This window comes from Cerasicoccus sp. TK19100, assembly GCF_027257155.1.
GTDB lineage: Bacteria > Verrucomicrobiota > Verrucomicrobiia > Opitutales > Cerasicoccaceae > Cerasicoccus > Cerasicoccus fimbriatus.
The window spans coordinates 381947-397365 of the sequence record NZ_JAPWDU010000005.1; the positions used below are offsets into that span (position 1 = coordinate 381947).

Consider the following 15419-nt stretch of genomic DNA (forward strand, 5'->3'; position numbering starts at 1 on the left):
ACTATTGTTGTTCTTTGTCACTTTCTGGATTAGCCTTCGGAGTCGGCGTATCAATCCCCGTATGGCGGAAGAGAAGGTGGAAAGCCTCCAGGATTTGGTCGAGCGTGTGGTCGGTCTTTTCGTCGAGGGAGAGCTTGGGCAAGACGACGCTCTGGCGGTTGGCCAGCTTTTCGCCGAGCTGCTCAATGGCGGCGGCGAGTTCGGCGTTGGCAGCGCCTTGTGGCTTGGAGGCGGGCTTGGGCTTAGTGGACTTTTCCAAGCTGGTTGCTAACTGTTGAAGTAGGGCGGACGCTTCGTCGGAAAGGCCAAGCGTGGGAGCTGGTGGTTTGGGTAAAATCGACGCCAATTGTGCAATGGTTTCTTCGTCGAGTTGGATGGGCTGCTGTGGTTGTGGCTTGGGCAACAGTGCGCCGAGTTGGGCTAAGGTGGTTTCGTCGATTTGCAATGGCTTGGGTTCGGGCGGAGCGGGGAGCAGGGCGCGGAGTTTATCCAGCGTGGCGTCGTCGAACGATATTGGCTGACGCATCGCGGTAAGGCGTTCGCCGAGGAGCGCAAGGCCGTCGCTGAGGGCCATGTTGTTGTCCGCGAGTTGGGACACGACTTTGTTGACTGGATCTTGGTCGCCACCGCCCATGATCTTGTTTTTTGTGAAGCGTTTTTTGATCTCGTTCCAGCGCTCTTCTTCGGGCGGCGTGATCTTGCCTTCGAGTTGGCGGAACTTGAGTAAGTTGGCCTCCGCGCCGTCGGTGAGGGTTTGGGCTTCGTTTTCGTAGTGGTCGTCGATCAGGGACTCCACTTCGTCGTCCGACATGATTGGCAAGAGCTTTTCGGCAATGCGGTTCATATTACGATAGGAGCCTTGCAGCTTAAAGGGCGGCTCGGTCCGGTATTCGTCAGCTTGCGCGGCGCTGCGAATGTATTCCATATTGACGCGTAAGATGGTGTCGCGGACGCGCATCATCTTCTTCATGACGCCGACCATTTCCTCGACCTCTTCGCCCGAGTAGCTGGCTTCGAAATCTACGCCTTCGCGGATGCCGGTCTTGGCGATCTTGATGACCGCGTAAACATCCTTCCGGCTGCGGTTGGACAGCGGGCGCAGGGCGGCGTTGGACGTGAGTGAGTTTTCGAGGTAACTATCTTCGAATGCGCTGCTGTGTCCACCAATGATGTCGCCGAGGTTGTAGGTGTCGGCGCGGTTCGCGAGCATGTCCGGTATCTGGAATTTGCCGCCGGTCTCGGTGTAGGGATTACCGGCCATGACGACGGCTACCTTCCGCCCCTTGAGATCGTAGGTGCGCGCCTTGCCCTTCCACACGCCTTCGATTTTGCGCTGGGCGTCGCAGAGGGAAATGAACTTCTGCAAAAGCTCGGGATTGCAGTGTTGGATGTCGTCGAGGTAGATCATCACGTTGTCGCCCATTTCGAAGGCGAGATTTAGCTTATCGATTTCCTCAGCGGCAGCCTTGTTCGGCGCTTCTTCAGGATCGATGCTGGTGACGTGATGACCGATCGCCGGGCCGTTGATCTTCACGAAGGTGATGCCCAGGCGGTTGGCGATGTATTCCATCAACGTTGTCTTACCGTAGCCCGGCGGCGAGATGAGCAGCAGCATGCCCATGCGGTCGGTGCGCGCGTCTTCGCCGGCCGTGCCGATCTGTTTAGCCAGGTTGTCGCCGATCATCGGCAAGTAAACTTTATCGAGCAGTTGGTTGCGGACAAAGGCGGACATGACGCGCGGCTTAAGCTCGTCGAGACGGAGGTCTTCGCGGAAGAAGTCCACCAACTCACCCTTGCGCTCCTGGAAGCGGCGGTACATCGGGACAATGTTGCGTTCGTGCTCGCGGAGCTTGGCGAGGAATTTATTATAGTGCAGGTGTAGCTGCTTGGCTGCGATGACTTGGTGGTCGCCGCGCAGGCCGTCGATGTCGGTCTCGATGGGAACTTCCACGACGTGGCGTTTTTCAATGGGACCTCGCAACAAATGCGCGGCGGCTTCGTCGAGGTAATCAAACTGATTTTCCGGTGAGTTCTGCGCCAACATATAACCGCGTATCCAATCGCGGAGCACTTGGAACTCTCCGGCTGCGTTGCCGCGCATGCCCGCACGCGCTTTTTCGAACTTGTCCGTGAAGCGCTTGGCGACGAGCTCGTGATGAAAGCCATCCGCGAGCGTTGCAGCCTCGTAGGAGACGGCGAAGGAGTCGGTGTCGACGAGTTCATGGAACAGATAATCGGCGGCTTCTTCGGCCAGCGAAAGGATGACGCGATTTGCTTGAGCGGATGGCGGCGATGACGAAGCATCGCCCTCCAGTTGTCGCGACTTTATTGGAGGGCGATGCTTCGTCATCGCCGCATCCTGCTGGCGAAATATCTCTTGATGGAACAGCTCCGACTCCTCGCAGAATACCGCGATGCGCTTGGTGAGCTCGCGGATGTAGCCTGTCTGCGTTTTATGCTGCGGGAACAGGCGGAGCATTTCGCCGAAGGCGTCGACCTTAGCTTCGAGCAAATCATCGTCCGGTGTGCGGCCAAGAAAATGCTGCCAATAGACCAAACCGCAGGCGCGGGCCTCGGGCGAGTAGCGTAGCAGGCCGGCGGCTTGATGAATCGTCAGCAGCGCGTCGATTAACTTTTGCGCGTCTTCATCGTGAACGCCCTTGATGTAGGCTTCCTCGTAACGTGGAGCCATGAATTTTTGGACGAAAGCCAGGCGAGCTTTGTCATCCAAAGCTTGGTAGTCCGCCGCGGTGATCGCCAGCTCGGACTTGGCGTCTGGCTTAACCGTTTCGAAGTGGCGCAGCAGTTTGTAGGCGAGATACTCACCGCGGTAAACGGCGTCACTCTCACTAACGGTTTGCATGTCCCACACCGGCTTGGTGGCGTTGAGTTGTTCGTCCTTGATCGGATCGAAAAACTGCGTGCCGGAAAGGTGAAAATAAATCTGGCCTTCGCGCTGGACGGTGGTCAGCGCAAGCTCTTGCGTGTTGACGCTGAAGTGGTGGCGACCGAACTTGATGATATCGTCGCCATCGGCAAAGAGCTCTTGTTTGTCTTTGAGCTGGCGGATGGCGTCGCTTTGGACAGTCTTGAGCTGGCCGAGGATGTCGTCGCCCTTCAGGTTTTCGCCGATTTCGCCAAGTTCGTCTGCGATGTCGCGCACCTTTTCGACCATGAGGTCGCTGGCGAAGTAGCCGTTGATATCGGTGAGTTCCTTAAAGCCTTTGGCGCGGTTTTCAATACCGGTCAGTATTCGCTTGGCGCTGGCAAGCAGGCGTGTGGTCTGCCGGTTGCGGGCCTCCTGCAGCGACATCTTTTTCGTCTCAAACGCGTTGTAGAGCTCGTCGCGTTTGGTAGCGAGCTGGTCGAGGTATTCATCGAAGTCCGCGTAACGCCCCTCCAGCTCCTCGAGCTGCACCATGAGTTTGGTCAGGTAGTCGTCGCACTGCTTGGGCGTCTCGCAAAGGTCCAGGTAGTTCGTGACGGCTTGATTGAGCAGCTTGAGCTGAGCATTGAACTGAGCGGCACCCTCGACGAGCATCAGCTCTTTGCGGCGACTCTTCAGGTCGTTGCGCACCTGGTTGAGGCGCGAGTAAATATTGGAAATCGAATCGATGATGCGCGTGGTCTGCGTCGCGTCGTCGATCTTCAGGTTACCTACGATTTCGATCAACAGCTCCAGCTCGGCGCCAGCTTCGTCGAGGCGCTCGTTGATCTCGTTGGCCTCGGTGACTTTCTCGATGGCTTCGATCGCGGCTGCTTGCTCTTCAACGGCGTTGCGATACGGGTCGAGCGCTTCATCGAGCAAGAGGAATTCGACGGCCTGCAGCGCGACTTGGTCGGAGAGCTCCTTGACCTGCGATTCGAGCTTTTCGGAAAGCGGAACATCGGCATATCGCAGGTCGCGCAACCCAATGATCTCGCCGCGAATGGTGCGCAGGTCGGCGAGGCTGCGGACGAAGCCCATGATGTCGTCCGGTCGTGTGGAGCTGACCTCGGTCGTGAGCTTGCGGACACGCACGCTGACGTTGGTTGTTTGCTCGTTGGTGGACTTGCGGATACGCTGGACTTTGTCGAACTCGTCGATCGCACTTTGCGCAGTCTTATTGATCGTCTGGAGCGTCTCTTGGATGTTGGCGGCCTCTTCACTATTGAGCCAGAAATAGGTGTCGAGGATGTCGCTGCTGAGCTTGACGAGATCGACGTAAAGCCCGGTGTAGCTTTCCTCTTTTTGCAGGAGGTTGTAGACCTCGTAGCACTCGCTCATGCAGCGGACGACTTCCTTGTTGCCGACCTTGAACAGGTAGCTGTCGTCGTTGCCCGTGGGGGGTAAGTCGTCGCTGGTGAAGGGGGTCTGCCAGATTTGCAGCGAGTGGTGCTTTTGCGCTTCGCCGTCGCCGCGGAAGTAGATCAGCTCGCCATTATCGAAGAAGGTGAAGCCATTGCAAATGATCGGTGTGGCGACGGTTTGCTCAATGAGGTTGTAGCTCATGAGCACGTATTGACCGCTGACACGCTCGTAAAATGAATAGAGGAAATCCTCACCGTTGGGCGACTTGACGAGACGCTCGAACCACATGTTGCTCAACTCGCTGTCGAACAGTTTGCACTCGCCGCTGTGGAGGTAATAACCGTTGGCAAAAATGACGCCCTGGTCTTCGGGCAGCGCGACGCAGCTCGTGCCAATGGCGTCGGTGCGGCGAACTTCTTTGACCTTGTGATTGTAGATGAAATAGCGCGTCTGCTTCTCCTGATAGGGGAGGATGCGCAGCAGAATCAGGTCGCCGACGACGGCGAAAAAGATGTCGGCGTCGTCGAGGGTTTGGTCGGCCTGGTCAACGGGCTCGGCGTAGATGCCTTCGCCTGAGGTGGTGTTGTCCTCGACCTTAATTGTGAGGTCACCGCCGACGCATTCGACGAAGATTTTGTCCTCGATAGAGATATGTGGGTGCAATCCGCCGCGCTGCATGTCGCGATGGGCGCGGGTCCACTTGAAGGAATGCTGTTCGGGAAACGTATACTCCGGGTCAAAGCGATTGCCCAGATACTCCAGCCCGTCGTCGGTGATGATCCACTTAAAGACCTTGATGTCGCGGATGTCCTCACTGATGCGAAACGCCATGAACAGCTCGGCACCGCGCCGCAGGAACTTCACGAAAGACGTGGCCTTATAATACTTGTAGAGGTAGGCAAAGTCGTCCTGGAAATCGCGGTTGTTGATCAGGTCCAGGGGCTCGGCATGGAAGGTCTTGTCGCTTGGCTCAAAGCGATAAACCGAAAACACATCGCCGACCTCCATTTGTGACTTCAGGCCGAGCTTGACGTTGTAGCCAAAGAGGAAACGCCCGCCGGGCAGAGCGATCATGTCGCGCGCCGTGCAGTTGTGCTCGGTGGTGATGCGGTCGGTGCCGATGAGCTTGTTTTCGATGGCACCGAAAACGTCCTGCCGGTTTTTATTGAGCGTTTGCAGGCGCTCCAGCAAGGCGGCGGACTGGGTGTCCAGCCGCTGCCGGATGACTTCGTAGGCTCCGCCTTCGAGCTTGGGCGAGGGCGCGGCTTTGTTTTCAGTTTCTGTGGCGGTGTCTGCCATTGGGTGAGGCTGCTTTTGTGTTTTGGTTCTTGGTGCTTAGTTCTTGGTTTCAGTGATGGGAGTCGCTGCTAACGTTGTGTCAGCAACCAAGCACCAAGAACTAAGCACCAGGGCACGATCAACTGATTAGTTTCTAATCAGTTGATCCAAGAACTCACCGGCTTTTTTGCCGCTGATGCCGTATTTGTCGGCGAGGGAGAGGAGGTCGTTGGCTTCCTTTTTATCCTGGCCTTCAGCCTGGTCGCCGATGCGGGTGAGCAGGGCGGCGATGGACAGGTTTTTAATGTCCTCTGAGCTGATGTTGAACTGCTCGGTCCACTCCTTGAGCTTGGTCTTGAAGTAGTCGCTGTTGCCGTTGAAGAACGTGTCCTTTACGTCGGTGAGGGCGCGGGAGTTGTCCATGAGGCGGTCGATGGATTTGCCTCGGGTCACGGCACCCACGACGCGGTCGTAGAAGTCCGTGCTGCCGCCGACGATGTCGACCTTGGTGTTCTTGAGCGCTTCGCCCAGGACCTTAGCCTGATGCTCGGCGATCTTCTCGTTGACCTCGATTTCGGCGAGTTCGACTTCCTTGTCCTTTTGCAGGCGCAGCTTGAATTCCTCGTGTTCCTTGCCGGCTTCGTTGAAGACCTTCATGGCCTCGGCCTTCTTGTGGATGCCCTCGGCTTCGGCGAGATACTTTTTCTCGTCGGCGCTCGCAGAGGCGGCTCCCTTTTCGCCAATGCCCTTGGCTTCGGCCAGGTATTTCTTTTCGGCAACGGTGGCCTCGGCTTCGCCTTGTTTTTGGAAGGCGGCAGCCTTGGCTTCCATAACGCTGGCTTCGCCCAATCCGACGGCGGCAGCTTCGGCGCTGCGACCTTCGGCGAGGGTTTTCTTGGCGGCGGATTCGCGGCCGGCAGCGGTCTCGTGGGCCTCGGCGGAGATGACTGTTTCCTCGGCCTTTAGTTCGACGGCCTTCTTGGAGGACTCGGCCTTGCGGACCTCATGGTAATAAAGTTCATCGGCCTTGAGCTGCTCGGCTTCTTTGCTGGCCTGAGCGGTCTTAACCTTTTCAACAAGCTGTTCTTCGGCGCGTTGTTCGGCCTGGGTAATGGCGACTTTCTTCGCACGATCAGCACCGGCAAAGGCCTCGGTATCCTTGATCTTTTCCTGCTCTACGACGACGGTCTTCTCGACCATTACGCGTTCCTTAATGACTTCCTGAATCTCGCGCTTTTCCTTTTCAACGGCCTTGTCCTTCTCGATGTCGGCGAGCTGGGTAACCTTGTTGCGCTCGACGACTTCCAACTGGCGGTCGCGCTCGACGCGTTCGGTTTCAATGGCGTCGGTGCGCTGCTTATTCTTTTCAGCAACGATGATCTGGCGCAGCTTGTTCTCCTCGGCGATGGCGAGTTCTTCCTCGGTCGCGATGCGGGCGGTTTCGGCGCGGAGGCGCTGTTCCTCGTGCACCCGGGCGGCTTCGGCTTCTTCGCGGGAAGTGATGACGGCGATCTCGCGCTTCTGCTTTTGCTCGGCCTCAGCCTGTTGCTTCTCCAGTTCAAGGACGGCTTCGCGGGCTTCGACGTTTTGCTTGGTGATCGTCTTGATGCGATCCTGGTCGATCTGGTTGGCGAGGATCTTTTCGCGCGAGGTGCGGTCGGTGATCTTCTTAATACCCTCGGCGTCGAGGATGTTGTCCGGGTTGAGCTCGGTTAGGGACGTTTGCTCGAGATCATCAATGGCGACGTCGTCGAGAATGTAGCCGTTTAAGTCGACACCAATAACCTTGATGATTTCATCGCGGAACTTTTCACGTTCAACGTAAAGCTCTTCAAAATCAAATTGCTTACCGACCGTTTTGAGCGCTTCCGAAAATTTGGCATCGAAAAGCTCCTTGATTTTATCAATGTCGCTGGCTCGCTTACATCCGATTGTTGTCGCGACCTTTTTGACGTCTTCGATGGTGTCGTTGATACGCACGAAGAAGTCGACGGTGATATCCGCACGGATGTTGTCTTTACAGATGAGTCCCTGCTTGCCACGGCGATCGACACGGACTCGTTTTACTGAGATATCCATGTCTTCCAGCATGTGGAACACCAGGATTTGCCAGATGCCTGAGAAGGAGACTTTGATGCCTCCGAAGCCGGTCCGGACGAGTGCCTGACCTTGCGGGGTTTTGCGGTATATCATCATGATAACTTGTGGTTGGTGGCTATGGTTGTTTTATTGTAATGCGGTTTAAGAATCAGTTTATCGCGCCTTGGCTCTCGTTGAACTCGGGTGGGAATTTGTCGGCATGATCAATGGCGATGTTGTCGACGATCAGGCCTGGCTTAAAGTAGCCATTCGGGGTGCGGCGGAGAATGGCCTCGATAAATGTTGGTGAGTCATTGATTTCCGCCCAGGAAAGCTCGCCGGCGGCCGTGCGGACGAGTTGCTCGGCGTCGTTGATCAGTTCGGGGATGCGCTCATCGAAATTGTTCAGGTTTTCGACGCCAAAGTGGGCAGCGGCATCGAGCACGTCCTGTTGGGTGTCATTGACGCGCAAATGGAAGACGATGCTCAGGTCGAAGAGTTGCTGATCCTTGGAGATGAGAGGGGTATCCGGACCGGCGAAGTTCAACGAAAGCGTGGAAATACTGATATCGACGCGGTGCGTCTGGTGAACGACCGGCATGGCAAACATGCCATCGAAGGACACACGTTGGCCGCCGAGTCCTTCACGGAGCAGGGCTTTTCCCGAGGCTGCCATTTGATACTTCATTGGGCACCCTTCGCTTCTACTAAGTGAGGGGCTTCGCTGGTCTTGGTGATCCGGTATGACTTGCCGGAGGAGTCTTTGCCCACGATTTTGGCGTGGTCGCCCTTGACCAGCACTTCGGCACCGTCGTCGAGCACGACATTAAACCGGCAAGGGACGCCGTTATGGTCGATTTCCAGTTGCCCGTATTTTTCCGTAACTTCGGCGGTCAGCACGATGCCGACAGCGCCGATGAAGGATTCATTCTGTGAGGTGACGCCAAAGAGCTTACGGAATACACGGGCACAGAATCGCATGAACATGCGCGTAATGTAGAGTGCGATGGCCATGGAGCCAGCCATAATCGCGATGCCGATACCCCAGACGCTGACCGGGTTGAAGAAGTGGTTCAGTAGCATCATCGTGCCCCACATGAGGGCGATGAAGACGCTGAGGGACCACATGAAAGGGGCTTCGCCATCGCTCAGGGCGTAGGAAAAGCGGCCCATCAGGCCAACTTCGCTGGGGTCAATCTCGCCATCGGCATCGAAATCGAAATCAAAGTCGAAAGCGGCACCGAAGAGCCCGCCAATGATCTGAAAGGCCCAATACAGCAAAACGAGCCCGAAAAGCGCAGTGAACGGCAGGTTATACCAGCGCAGGGCTTCGTCGTAAATTTGCTGTAGCAGTTCCATGTCAGGGGGGCAGATTGTGTTTGTCGTTTTAACTTTGATTTGTCCAGTATAGTCGAAGCAAGCACTACCATACTATTACATTAAATTCGTTAGATTATAATCCCACATTTATGCGCACAACCTGGCATTCCACCGAAACTTCCTTTAACCGCTACCTGCTGGCGGGCGATATTGGCGGCACCAATAGTAATTTGGCCGTCGTTGGCGAGACCGACGGCGACTTCACGCTGCTCGTCGAATGCGTCTTCCCCAGTGCGGAAATCAACGGGCTGGTGGAGCCGATCAAGCAAACCTTGGCTGAATCTGCCAAGCGCCTGAGGGACATCCAGATCGAGCGCTGCTGCATCAGCGGTGCCGGGCCGGTGGCAAACAACTACTGCAAGCTTTCTAACCTGCGTTGGAACATCGATGGCGACGAGATTGCCGAGGCCATCGGCATTCCCACGATCGTCATCAACGACTTTTTGGCGATCAGCTATGGCGTGCCGCTACTCGACGTAAACAACCCTGAGCAGATCACCCAGCTCGCGCACTCCGATGGCAGCCTGTCCGAGCGCTCGGGTGATGTGTCGCTGGTCATTGGCGCGGGGACCGGCCTCGGCGTGGGCTTTGTGATCGACCACGGCGGCAAAATGGTGGCCTATCCCTCCGAGGGCGGCCACGCAAGCTTCGCCAATTTCGACGCCGAAACCAGCGAGCTGAAGCACTACGTGACGCGAAACACCAACTACGCCTCCGAGGTGGAAATGCTGGTCTCCGGCCGCGGGCTGACGAATATTTTCAATTTCTACCGCGACGTGCGCAAGGTCACGATGCTCGGCATCCTCAAGGACATCGACGAGGCTCCGGACATGGATAAACCGGCAATGATCGGTGCCCACGCGGCCAACAACCCAGTCTGCCGCGACGTGCTACGCTTGTTCATCAAGGTGTATGGTCGTATTACGGCAGACTTCGCGACCGTGCTCCTGCCGTCCAATGGGATTTACCTGGCGGGTGGCATTGTGGAGAAAAACGAAGATTTCTTCATCGATGGTCGGCAGTTCATGTATTACTTCGAGCAGAATTTCCGCCCGAACATCCAGGAGATCCTGAAGCGCTTCCCGGTCTACATTATCCGCGAATACAGCATTTCGCTCTATGGTGCGGCCAATGCGGCAGTGTTGCTGGACTGACCTTACTCAGGCTGGCTCCAGATAAATCGGCAGAACCAGTTGCCAACACCATTGGGGACGTAGGTGCTCGCGGGCAGTTTTTGGTTTTTAGGGGGTGAACTTACGAACAGAATTCTGTTGGTTGCTTTTCGTCGATCGCTTGGTAATGTCTGTCTGTGGATTTTAAGCTACAGTCAGAGTATGGCCCGCAGGGCGATCAGCCGGGTGCGATTGATGCGCTGACGCGCTCGATTCGTGCAGGCAATCAGTTTCAGACGCTGCTCGGGGTGACCGGGTCGGGTAAAACCTTCACCATGGCCAATGTCGTGCAGGAGCTGCAGCGGCCAACGCTGGTTATCTCGCACAACAAGACGCTGGCGGCGCAGCTTTACTCGGAGTTTAAGAGCTTTTTTCCAAACAATGCGGTGGAGTATTTCGTGAGCTATTACGACTACTATCAGCCCGAGGCCTACGTGCCGCAGACGGACACCTACATCGAGAAAGACTCCAGCATTAACGACGAGATCGAGCGCCTGCGCATCGCCGCGACGAGCTCGCTGATCAGCCGCCGCGATGTGCTCGTGGTGGCGAGCGTGAGTTGCATTTATGGTTTGGGCTCGCCGGAGGATTTTCGCGAAATGATGATTCCCCTGCGCGTGGGGGAAGAATACGGCCGCGACAAGTTTCTAGAACGGCTCGTGGAGAACCTTTACGAGCGCAACGACATCCAATTGACGCGCGGTAAATTCCGGGTGCGCGGTGAGGTGGTCGACGTGTTCCCCGCCTACATGGAGAGCGCGATACGCATTGAGTTCTGGGGCGACGAAATCGAGGCCATCACCGAGCTGAATCCGCTGACTGGTGAGATGGGCGAGCGGCTGAACCACTTCCAGCTCTATCCGGCCAACCAATACATTACCCCGCGCCGCAAGTTGGAAACGGCGGTGCAGGCTATCCGCTCCGAGTGCGATCAGCAGGTGAAAACATTTGAAAAAGACCGCCGCCTGATCGAGGCGCAGCGCATCAAAATGCGCACGGATTACGACTTGGAGTTGCTTCAGGAGATGGGCTTTTGCAACGGCATCGAGAACTATTCGCGCCACCTCTCCGGCCGTGAGCCCGGTGAGCGCCCTTGGTGCCTGATCGACTTTTTTCCGAAGGACTTCCTGCTCATCATCGACGAGAGCCACGTGACAGTCCCGCAGATCGGCGCGATGTATCATGGCGACCGTTCGCGCAAGGAGCGGTTGGTTAACTTCGGGTTCCGCCTGCCGTCGGCATTGGACAATCGCCCGCTCAAGCCGGACGAATTCTGGGACGTGACGGGGCAGTGCGTTTTCGTTTCGGCTACGCCCGCAAAGCTGGAGATTGAGAAGTCCGCGGTCATCGCGCATCAGGTCGTACGGCCCACGGGCTTGCTCGATCCGCTGATGGAGGTGCGCCCGATCAAGGGCCAGGTGGAGGACTTGATTGGCGAGGTGAAGAACGCCATCGAACAGGAGGAACGTGTGCTCGTGACTACGCTCACCAAGCGCATGAGCGAAGACCTGACCAGCTACATGCGCGATGCGGGGATACGCGTGGAATACCTGCACAGCGACATCGATGCGATCGAGCGTGTGGAGATTCTGCGTAATCTGCGCCGTGGTGAATTCGACGTGTTAGTTGGCGTCAACTTGCTGCGAGAAGGGTTGGATCTGCCCGAGGTGGCGCTGGTCGCGATCCTCGATGCCGACAAGGAGGGTTTCTTGCGTAGCGAGACGAGTCTTATCCAAACCGCGGGCCGCGCCGCGCGCCACGAGAAGGGCCGGGTGATCCTGTACGCCGACGTGATGAACGACTCGCTCAAGCGCACGATCCAGGTCACCGAAGACCGCCGCGCCAAGCAGATCGCTTTCAACGCGGAAAACGGCATCACGCCGCGCAGTGTTCGGCGTGCGGTTCAGGCCAGCCTGCATTCGCAGGAGGCGGCCGAGAATCCGGTGGACTTCAAGGCCTCGGGTGGCGATGAGGACGTGGCCGCCGTGCTTGCTGAGCTGGAGGCCGAAATGCTGGAAGCCGCTAATGACTTGCAGTTTGAGCGCGCCGCCGTGCTTCGCGACCAGATTGACGCCTTGAAGAACGGCGCTGCCACGAGCAAGAGCGGTTCCGATGGCGGACACACGACCCGCCGCCGCAAGCGCGCCAAAAAAGGCAAGAATATGAAGTGGGGGCGCTGAGGTCCTGGTCGGTCTTTAAAACTGACCATCGGTCAGCGCGTCTCTTGCCGGGGTGAATTTTGGATTGGCAATAGGAGCAGATGCTTGCCATGAATTTCCACGCAGCAGCAACGCAATCCTCCCTGTTTTATCATGCCATACTCTGCCGAACACCTCGCGGCTCCCGCGGTGTCAGACCAGCCAATCTACGATCTGATCTATCATTGCCTGGCGTTGCCGACCTTGGCGGTCGCCAGTGAGTTGGGGCTTTTTACGACGCTGTCCAAGCAGCCAATGACGATTGCATCCACGGCGAAGGCGTTGTCGCTCACAGAGCGTGCGGCCGAGGCAATGATCAGCGTTGGGGCGGCGTCAGGGTTCCTGCAACGCGGGGCTGATGGATGTTTCTCGCTAACGGAAATGGCGTGTACTTACCTGCTGCCGGACAGTCCTTATAGCTATGGTGAGGTGCTTGGCTACGGCTCTGTTGTGAACACCGGTAGCTACGCGCTGGAGTCGATTCGCACGGCGATCGTTGACGGCTCGAAACCCGCTGATGCCAAGGTGATTGCTGCCTCCGATCTTGATGCCGCAGAGCTGAAGCCGTTGTTTAAGCTGTTGCACGCGCACACGCTACCGACGGGGGCTGCCCTGGCTGAGCATCGATATCTTGCTGAGGCGCAGCGCCTGCTGGATGTTGGCGCTGGTTCGTGCTCGATTACCTGTGCGATTGCCAGCAAGCTGCCGAAGCTAGCGGTAACGGCGTTCGATGTCCCAGTTGTTTGCGAGCTGGCCCGTGATACGCTGGCGCAGTTTGGCCTGGAGGATCGGGTGAAGCTCATGATCGGTGATATGTTCCGCGAATTGCCAACCGGCTTTGACGCGCATCTGTTCAGCAACATTTTCCACGATTGGGACTGGGATTCCTGCCTGCAACTGGCCCAGCAATCATTCGCAGCCTTGCCGCCGGGAGGCCGTATTTTGATCAGCGAAGTGCCGATCAATGAAAATCGCGATGGCCCGTTGTTTGCCGCTTGTTATACCGTAGCAATGCTGATCCGTGAGAAGGGCAAGCAGTATGCCATCAGCGAATTTGCAGCGATGCTGGAAACGGCTGGTTTTATCAATTTTGAGAGCCAGCCACTCTTCGGCTACTACCACTTGATCACTGCGCAAAAGCCTGACTAGAGTAGGGCGCTTCGTGCCGCATAAGCGAGGCTATGGGCTGGGCGCTTCGTGCCGCAGCTTTCTCGGCAGAAACAGAATGAAGCTCTGCGCCACGAGCATAGCCGTGAGGTAAAAGAAAAGCCACTCCTCGATGGGGACGCCAAATGGCTTTAACGCGAACTGCGCAAGCGGTGAGGCAACCGCGCCAGCCAGGATGAAGTTGGCGTCGAAGTGCCAGACCTCAAAATGCACGGCGACGATATCCGTTAAAATCAGGTAGGTGCCTAGTAAGGCGGTGGGCCAGAATATTGCGCGCCGGTTGCGCCAAAGCAGTCGGTGGAATCCCAGCCATTGCAGCACGATGACGCCGCCCAGCCAAGCCAGCAGGTGGAAGGCGTAGTAGGCGTTGTCAGGTAACCAGTCGGCGTAGATATTCACGATGTGCAATCAAATGCGGGCGTGCGCAAATAGCAAGGATTGCCGTAAAAGTTGAATCCCGCTCTGGAACAGAGCGGGATTCAGTTTTCGGGGTGAATCTATGAAAGCAAACGCAGAGGGTTACTTTGTTGCTTTCTTTTTGAACTTCTTGGGAGGCTCCGATGCCTCAAGTTCACCGGCCAACGATTCTAGATGCGTGGCGATGAAGTTGGATCGGTTGCGGTTTTCAGTAGCCGCCAGACGATCGATTTTTTCAACCAGATCCTGCGGCAGGCTGATTGAGATTTGGGTTTTTCCGGGCGCACGCCCATGAGTTTGTTTTTTAGCCATAATCTTCCTTGCTTATCAAGAATCCTTTATCGGTAATTAACTGTAGACCCTTTGGCAACACATTAAGCACGATATTTTTGTATCAGGCACTTAAACGTGATTGGCTGGGAGTAACACTCAACATACTGATAAACATTTAACGGAATTATTGTATATGTCTTTAACAATAATTGCGAAAATGTTTCATGCAAGCTGGCATGAACATTATGCAATGCGACTGTCTGGCGTATTTGCTTAGCCGTAAATTGAGAGCAGTGTCTCACCGATCTCGGATGGCGTCGGGGCAACCGCGATACCGGCATCCTTGAGCGCGGCGATCTTGGTTTCCGCGCTGCCACTGGAGCCGGATACGATGGCACCTGCGTGGCCCATGCGGCGTCCGGGAGGCGCGGTCGTGCCAGCGATGAACGCTGCGACCGGCTTCTTGACGTGCTCCTTGATGTAGGCTGCGGCTTCTTCCTCGGCGCTGCCGCCGATCTCGCCAATCAGAATGATGGCTTCAGTTTCCGGATCATCATTAAAGAGCTTTACCGCATCGAGGTGGCTGGTGCCATTGATGGGGTCACCGCCGATGCCGATGCAGGTGCTTTGGCCGTGGCCGCGAACGGTCAGCTGATAGCAAGCCTCGTAGGTGAGGGTGCCGGAGCGGCTGACCACGCCTACCTTGCCGGGCTGCGCAATGTAGCCAGGCATGATGCCGATGTTGCACTCGCCGGGAGTCATAATGCCCGGGCAGTTGGGGCCAATTAGACGGGTCTTGCCGCCGGTTTTGATCAGCGCATCCTTTACGGCAGTCATGTCGCGGACCGGAATGCCTTCGGTGATGCAGATGATCAGCTCGATGCCGGCGTCGATGGCTTCAAGGATGCCGTCAGCCGCAAAGGGAGGCGGGACGAAAATGACGGACGCATTGGCGCCTTCTTTTTCGACCGCTTCGTGCACGGAGTTGAAGATGGGAGTCTTTTCTTCCCAGGTTTGGCCGCCCTTGCCGGGCGTGACGGCAGCAACGTAATTGGTGCCGTAGGCGATGTTATTCAAGGCGTGCTTGGTGCCGGCCTTGCCGGTAATTCCTTGTCCGACGACGCGGGTGTTTTTGCCAACGAGGACACTCATGATCGGTATGGT

10 protein-coding genes are annotated in these 15419 nt (G+C 56.7%); 3 read left to right on the forward strand and 7 right to left on the reverse strand.

Annotated elements, in window-relative coordinates; translation table 11 throughout:
- Nucleotide 1: 1 nt before the first annotated feature.
- The 4 genes from O3S85_RS14120 to O3S85_RS14135 all read right to left on the reverse strand — a co-directional run bounded on the left by O3S85_RS14120 (nt 2) and on the right by O3S85_RS14135 (nt 9007).
- On the reverse strand, nt 2–5590 hold the full coding sequence (locus tag O3S85_RS14120) for a DNA repair ATPase (protein ID WP_269541153.1): 5589 nt from the start codon (nt 5588–5590) through the stop codon (nt 2–4).
- 126 nt (nt 5591–5716) lie between these two features.
- Entirely contained in the window at nt 5717–7765 is a 2049-nt protein-coding gene (locus tag O3S85_RS14125; RefSeq protein ID WP_269541154.1) for a flotillin family protein, read from the reverse strand.
- Nucleotides 7766–7817: 52 nt separating this feature from the next.
- On the reverse strand, nt 7818–8336 hold the full coding sequence (locus tag O3S85_RS14130) for an SPFH domain-containing protein (RefSeq protein ID WP_269541155.1): 519 nt from the start codon (nt 8334–8336) through the stop codon (nt 7818–7820).
- Nucleotides 8333–9007 carry an OB-fold-containig protein gene (locus O3S85_RS14135; protein ID WP_269541156.1) on the reverse strand — a complete coding sequence of 225 codons (675 nt, stop codon included), beginning with the start codon at nt 9005–9007 and terminating at the stop codon, nt 8333–8335. The genes O3S85_RS14130 and O3S85_RS14135 overlap by 4 nt, the downstream gene beginning before the upstream one ends.
- A gap of 110 nt (nt 9008–9117) precedes the next feature.
- On the opposite strand from O3S85_RS14135, the gene O3S85_RS14140 reads away from it, so the two are divergent.
- The 3 genes from O3S85_RS14140 (at nt 9118) to O3S85_RS14150 (ending at nt 13547) form a co-directional block, all read left to right on the forward strand.
- Nucleotides 9118–10182: a glucokinase gene (locus tag O3S85_RS14140; protein WP_269541157.1), complete on the forward strand. Its 1065-nt coding sequence runs from the start codon at nt 9118–9120 to the stop codon at nt 10180–10182.
- 155 nt (nt 10183–10337) lie between these two features.
- The gene (gene uvrB / locus O3S85_RS14145; protein ID WP_269541158.1) at nt 10338–12380 is read left to right on the forward strand and encodes an excinuclease ABC subunit UvrB; all 2043 of its coding nucleotides are present in this window, start codon (nt 10338–10340) and stop codon (nt 12378–12380) included.
- Nucleotides 12381–12512: 132 nt separating this feature from the next.
- Nucleotides 12513–13547, forward strand: coding sequence for a methyltransferase (locus O3S85_RS14150; RefSeq protein WP_269541159.1), 1035 nt, complete (start codon nt 12513–12515; stop codon nt 13545–13547).
- A gap of 30 nt (nt 13548–13577) precedes the next feature.
- On the opposite strand, the gene O3S85_RS14155 is transcribed toward O3S85_RS14150, so the two are convergent.
- From O3S85_RS14155 to sucD, 3 genes are all read right to left on the reverse strand, one after another.
- A complete protein-coding gene (locus O3S85_RS14155) occupies nt 13578–13964 on the reverse strand; it encodes a hypothetical protein (protein ID WP_269541160.1) in 387 nt (128 codons plus the stop codon).
- Between the two features lie 120 nt (nt 13965–14084).
- Nucleotides 14085–14294, reverse strand: a complete 210-nt coding sequence (locus O3S85_RS14160; protein WP_269541161.1) for a ribbon-helix-helix domain-containing protein — start codon at nt 14292–14294, stop codon at nt 14085–14087.
- Nucleotides 14295–14528: 234 nt separating this feature from the next.
- Nucleotides 14529–15407, reverse strand: coding sequence for a succinate--CoA ligase subunit alpha (sucD, locus tag O3S85_RS14165; protein ID WP_269541162.1), 879 nt, complete (start codon nt 15405–15407; stop codon nt 14529–14531).
- Between the last annotated feature and the right edge of the window lie 12 nt (nt 15408–15419).

Coding starts and splice junctions, on each gene's coding strand:
- O3S85_RS14120 (WP_269541153.1), bottom strand. CDS start 5,590: ATGGCAGACACCGCCACAGAAACTGAAAACAAAGCCGCGCCCTCGCCC.
- O3S85_RS14125 (WP_269541154.1), bottom strand. CDS start 7,765: ATGATGATATACCGCAAAACCCCGCAAGGTCAGGCACTCGTCCGGACC.
- O3S85_RS14130 (WP_269541155.1), bottom strand. CDS start 8,336: ATGAAGTATCAAATGGCAGCCTCGGGAAAAGCCCTGCTCCGTGAAGGA.
- O3S85_RS14135 (WP_269541156.1), bottom strand. CDS start 9,007: ATGGAACTGCTACAGCAAATTTACGACGAAGCCCTGCGCTGGTATAAC.
- O3S85_RS14140 (WP_269541157.1), top strand. CDS start 9,118: ATGCGCACAACCTGGCATTCCACCGAAACTTCCTTTAACCGCTACCTG.
- O3S85_RS14150 (WP_269541159.1), top strand. CDS start 12,513: ATGCCATACTCTGCCGAACACCTCGCGGCTCCCGCGGTGTCAGACCAG.
- O3S85_RS14160 (WP_269541161.1), bottom strand. CDS start 14,294: ATGGCTAAAAAACAAACTCATGGGCGTGCGCCCGGAAAAACCCAAATC.
- sucD (WP_269541162.1), bottom strand. CDS start 15,407: ATGAGTGTCCTCGTTGGCAAAAACACCCGCGTCGTCGGACAAGGAATT.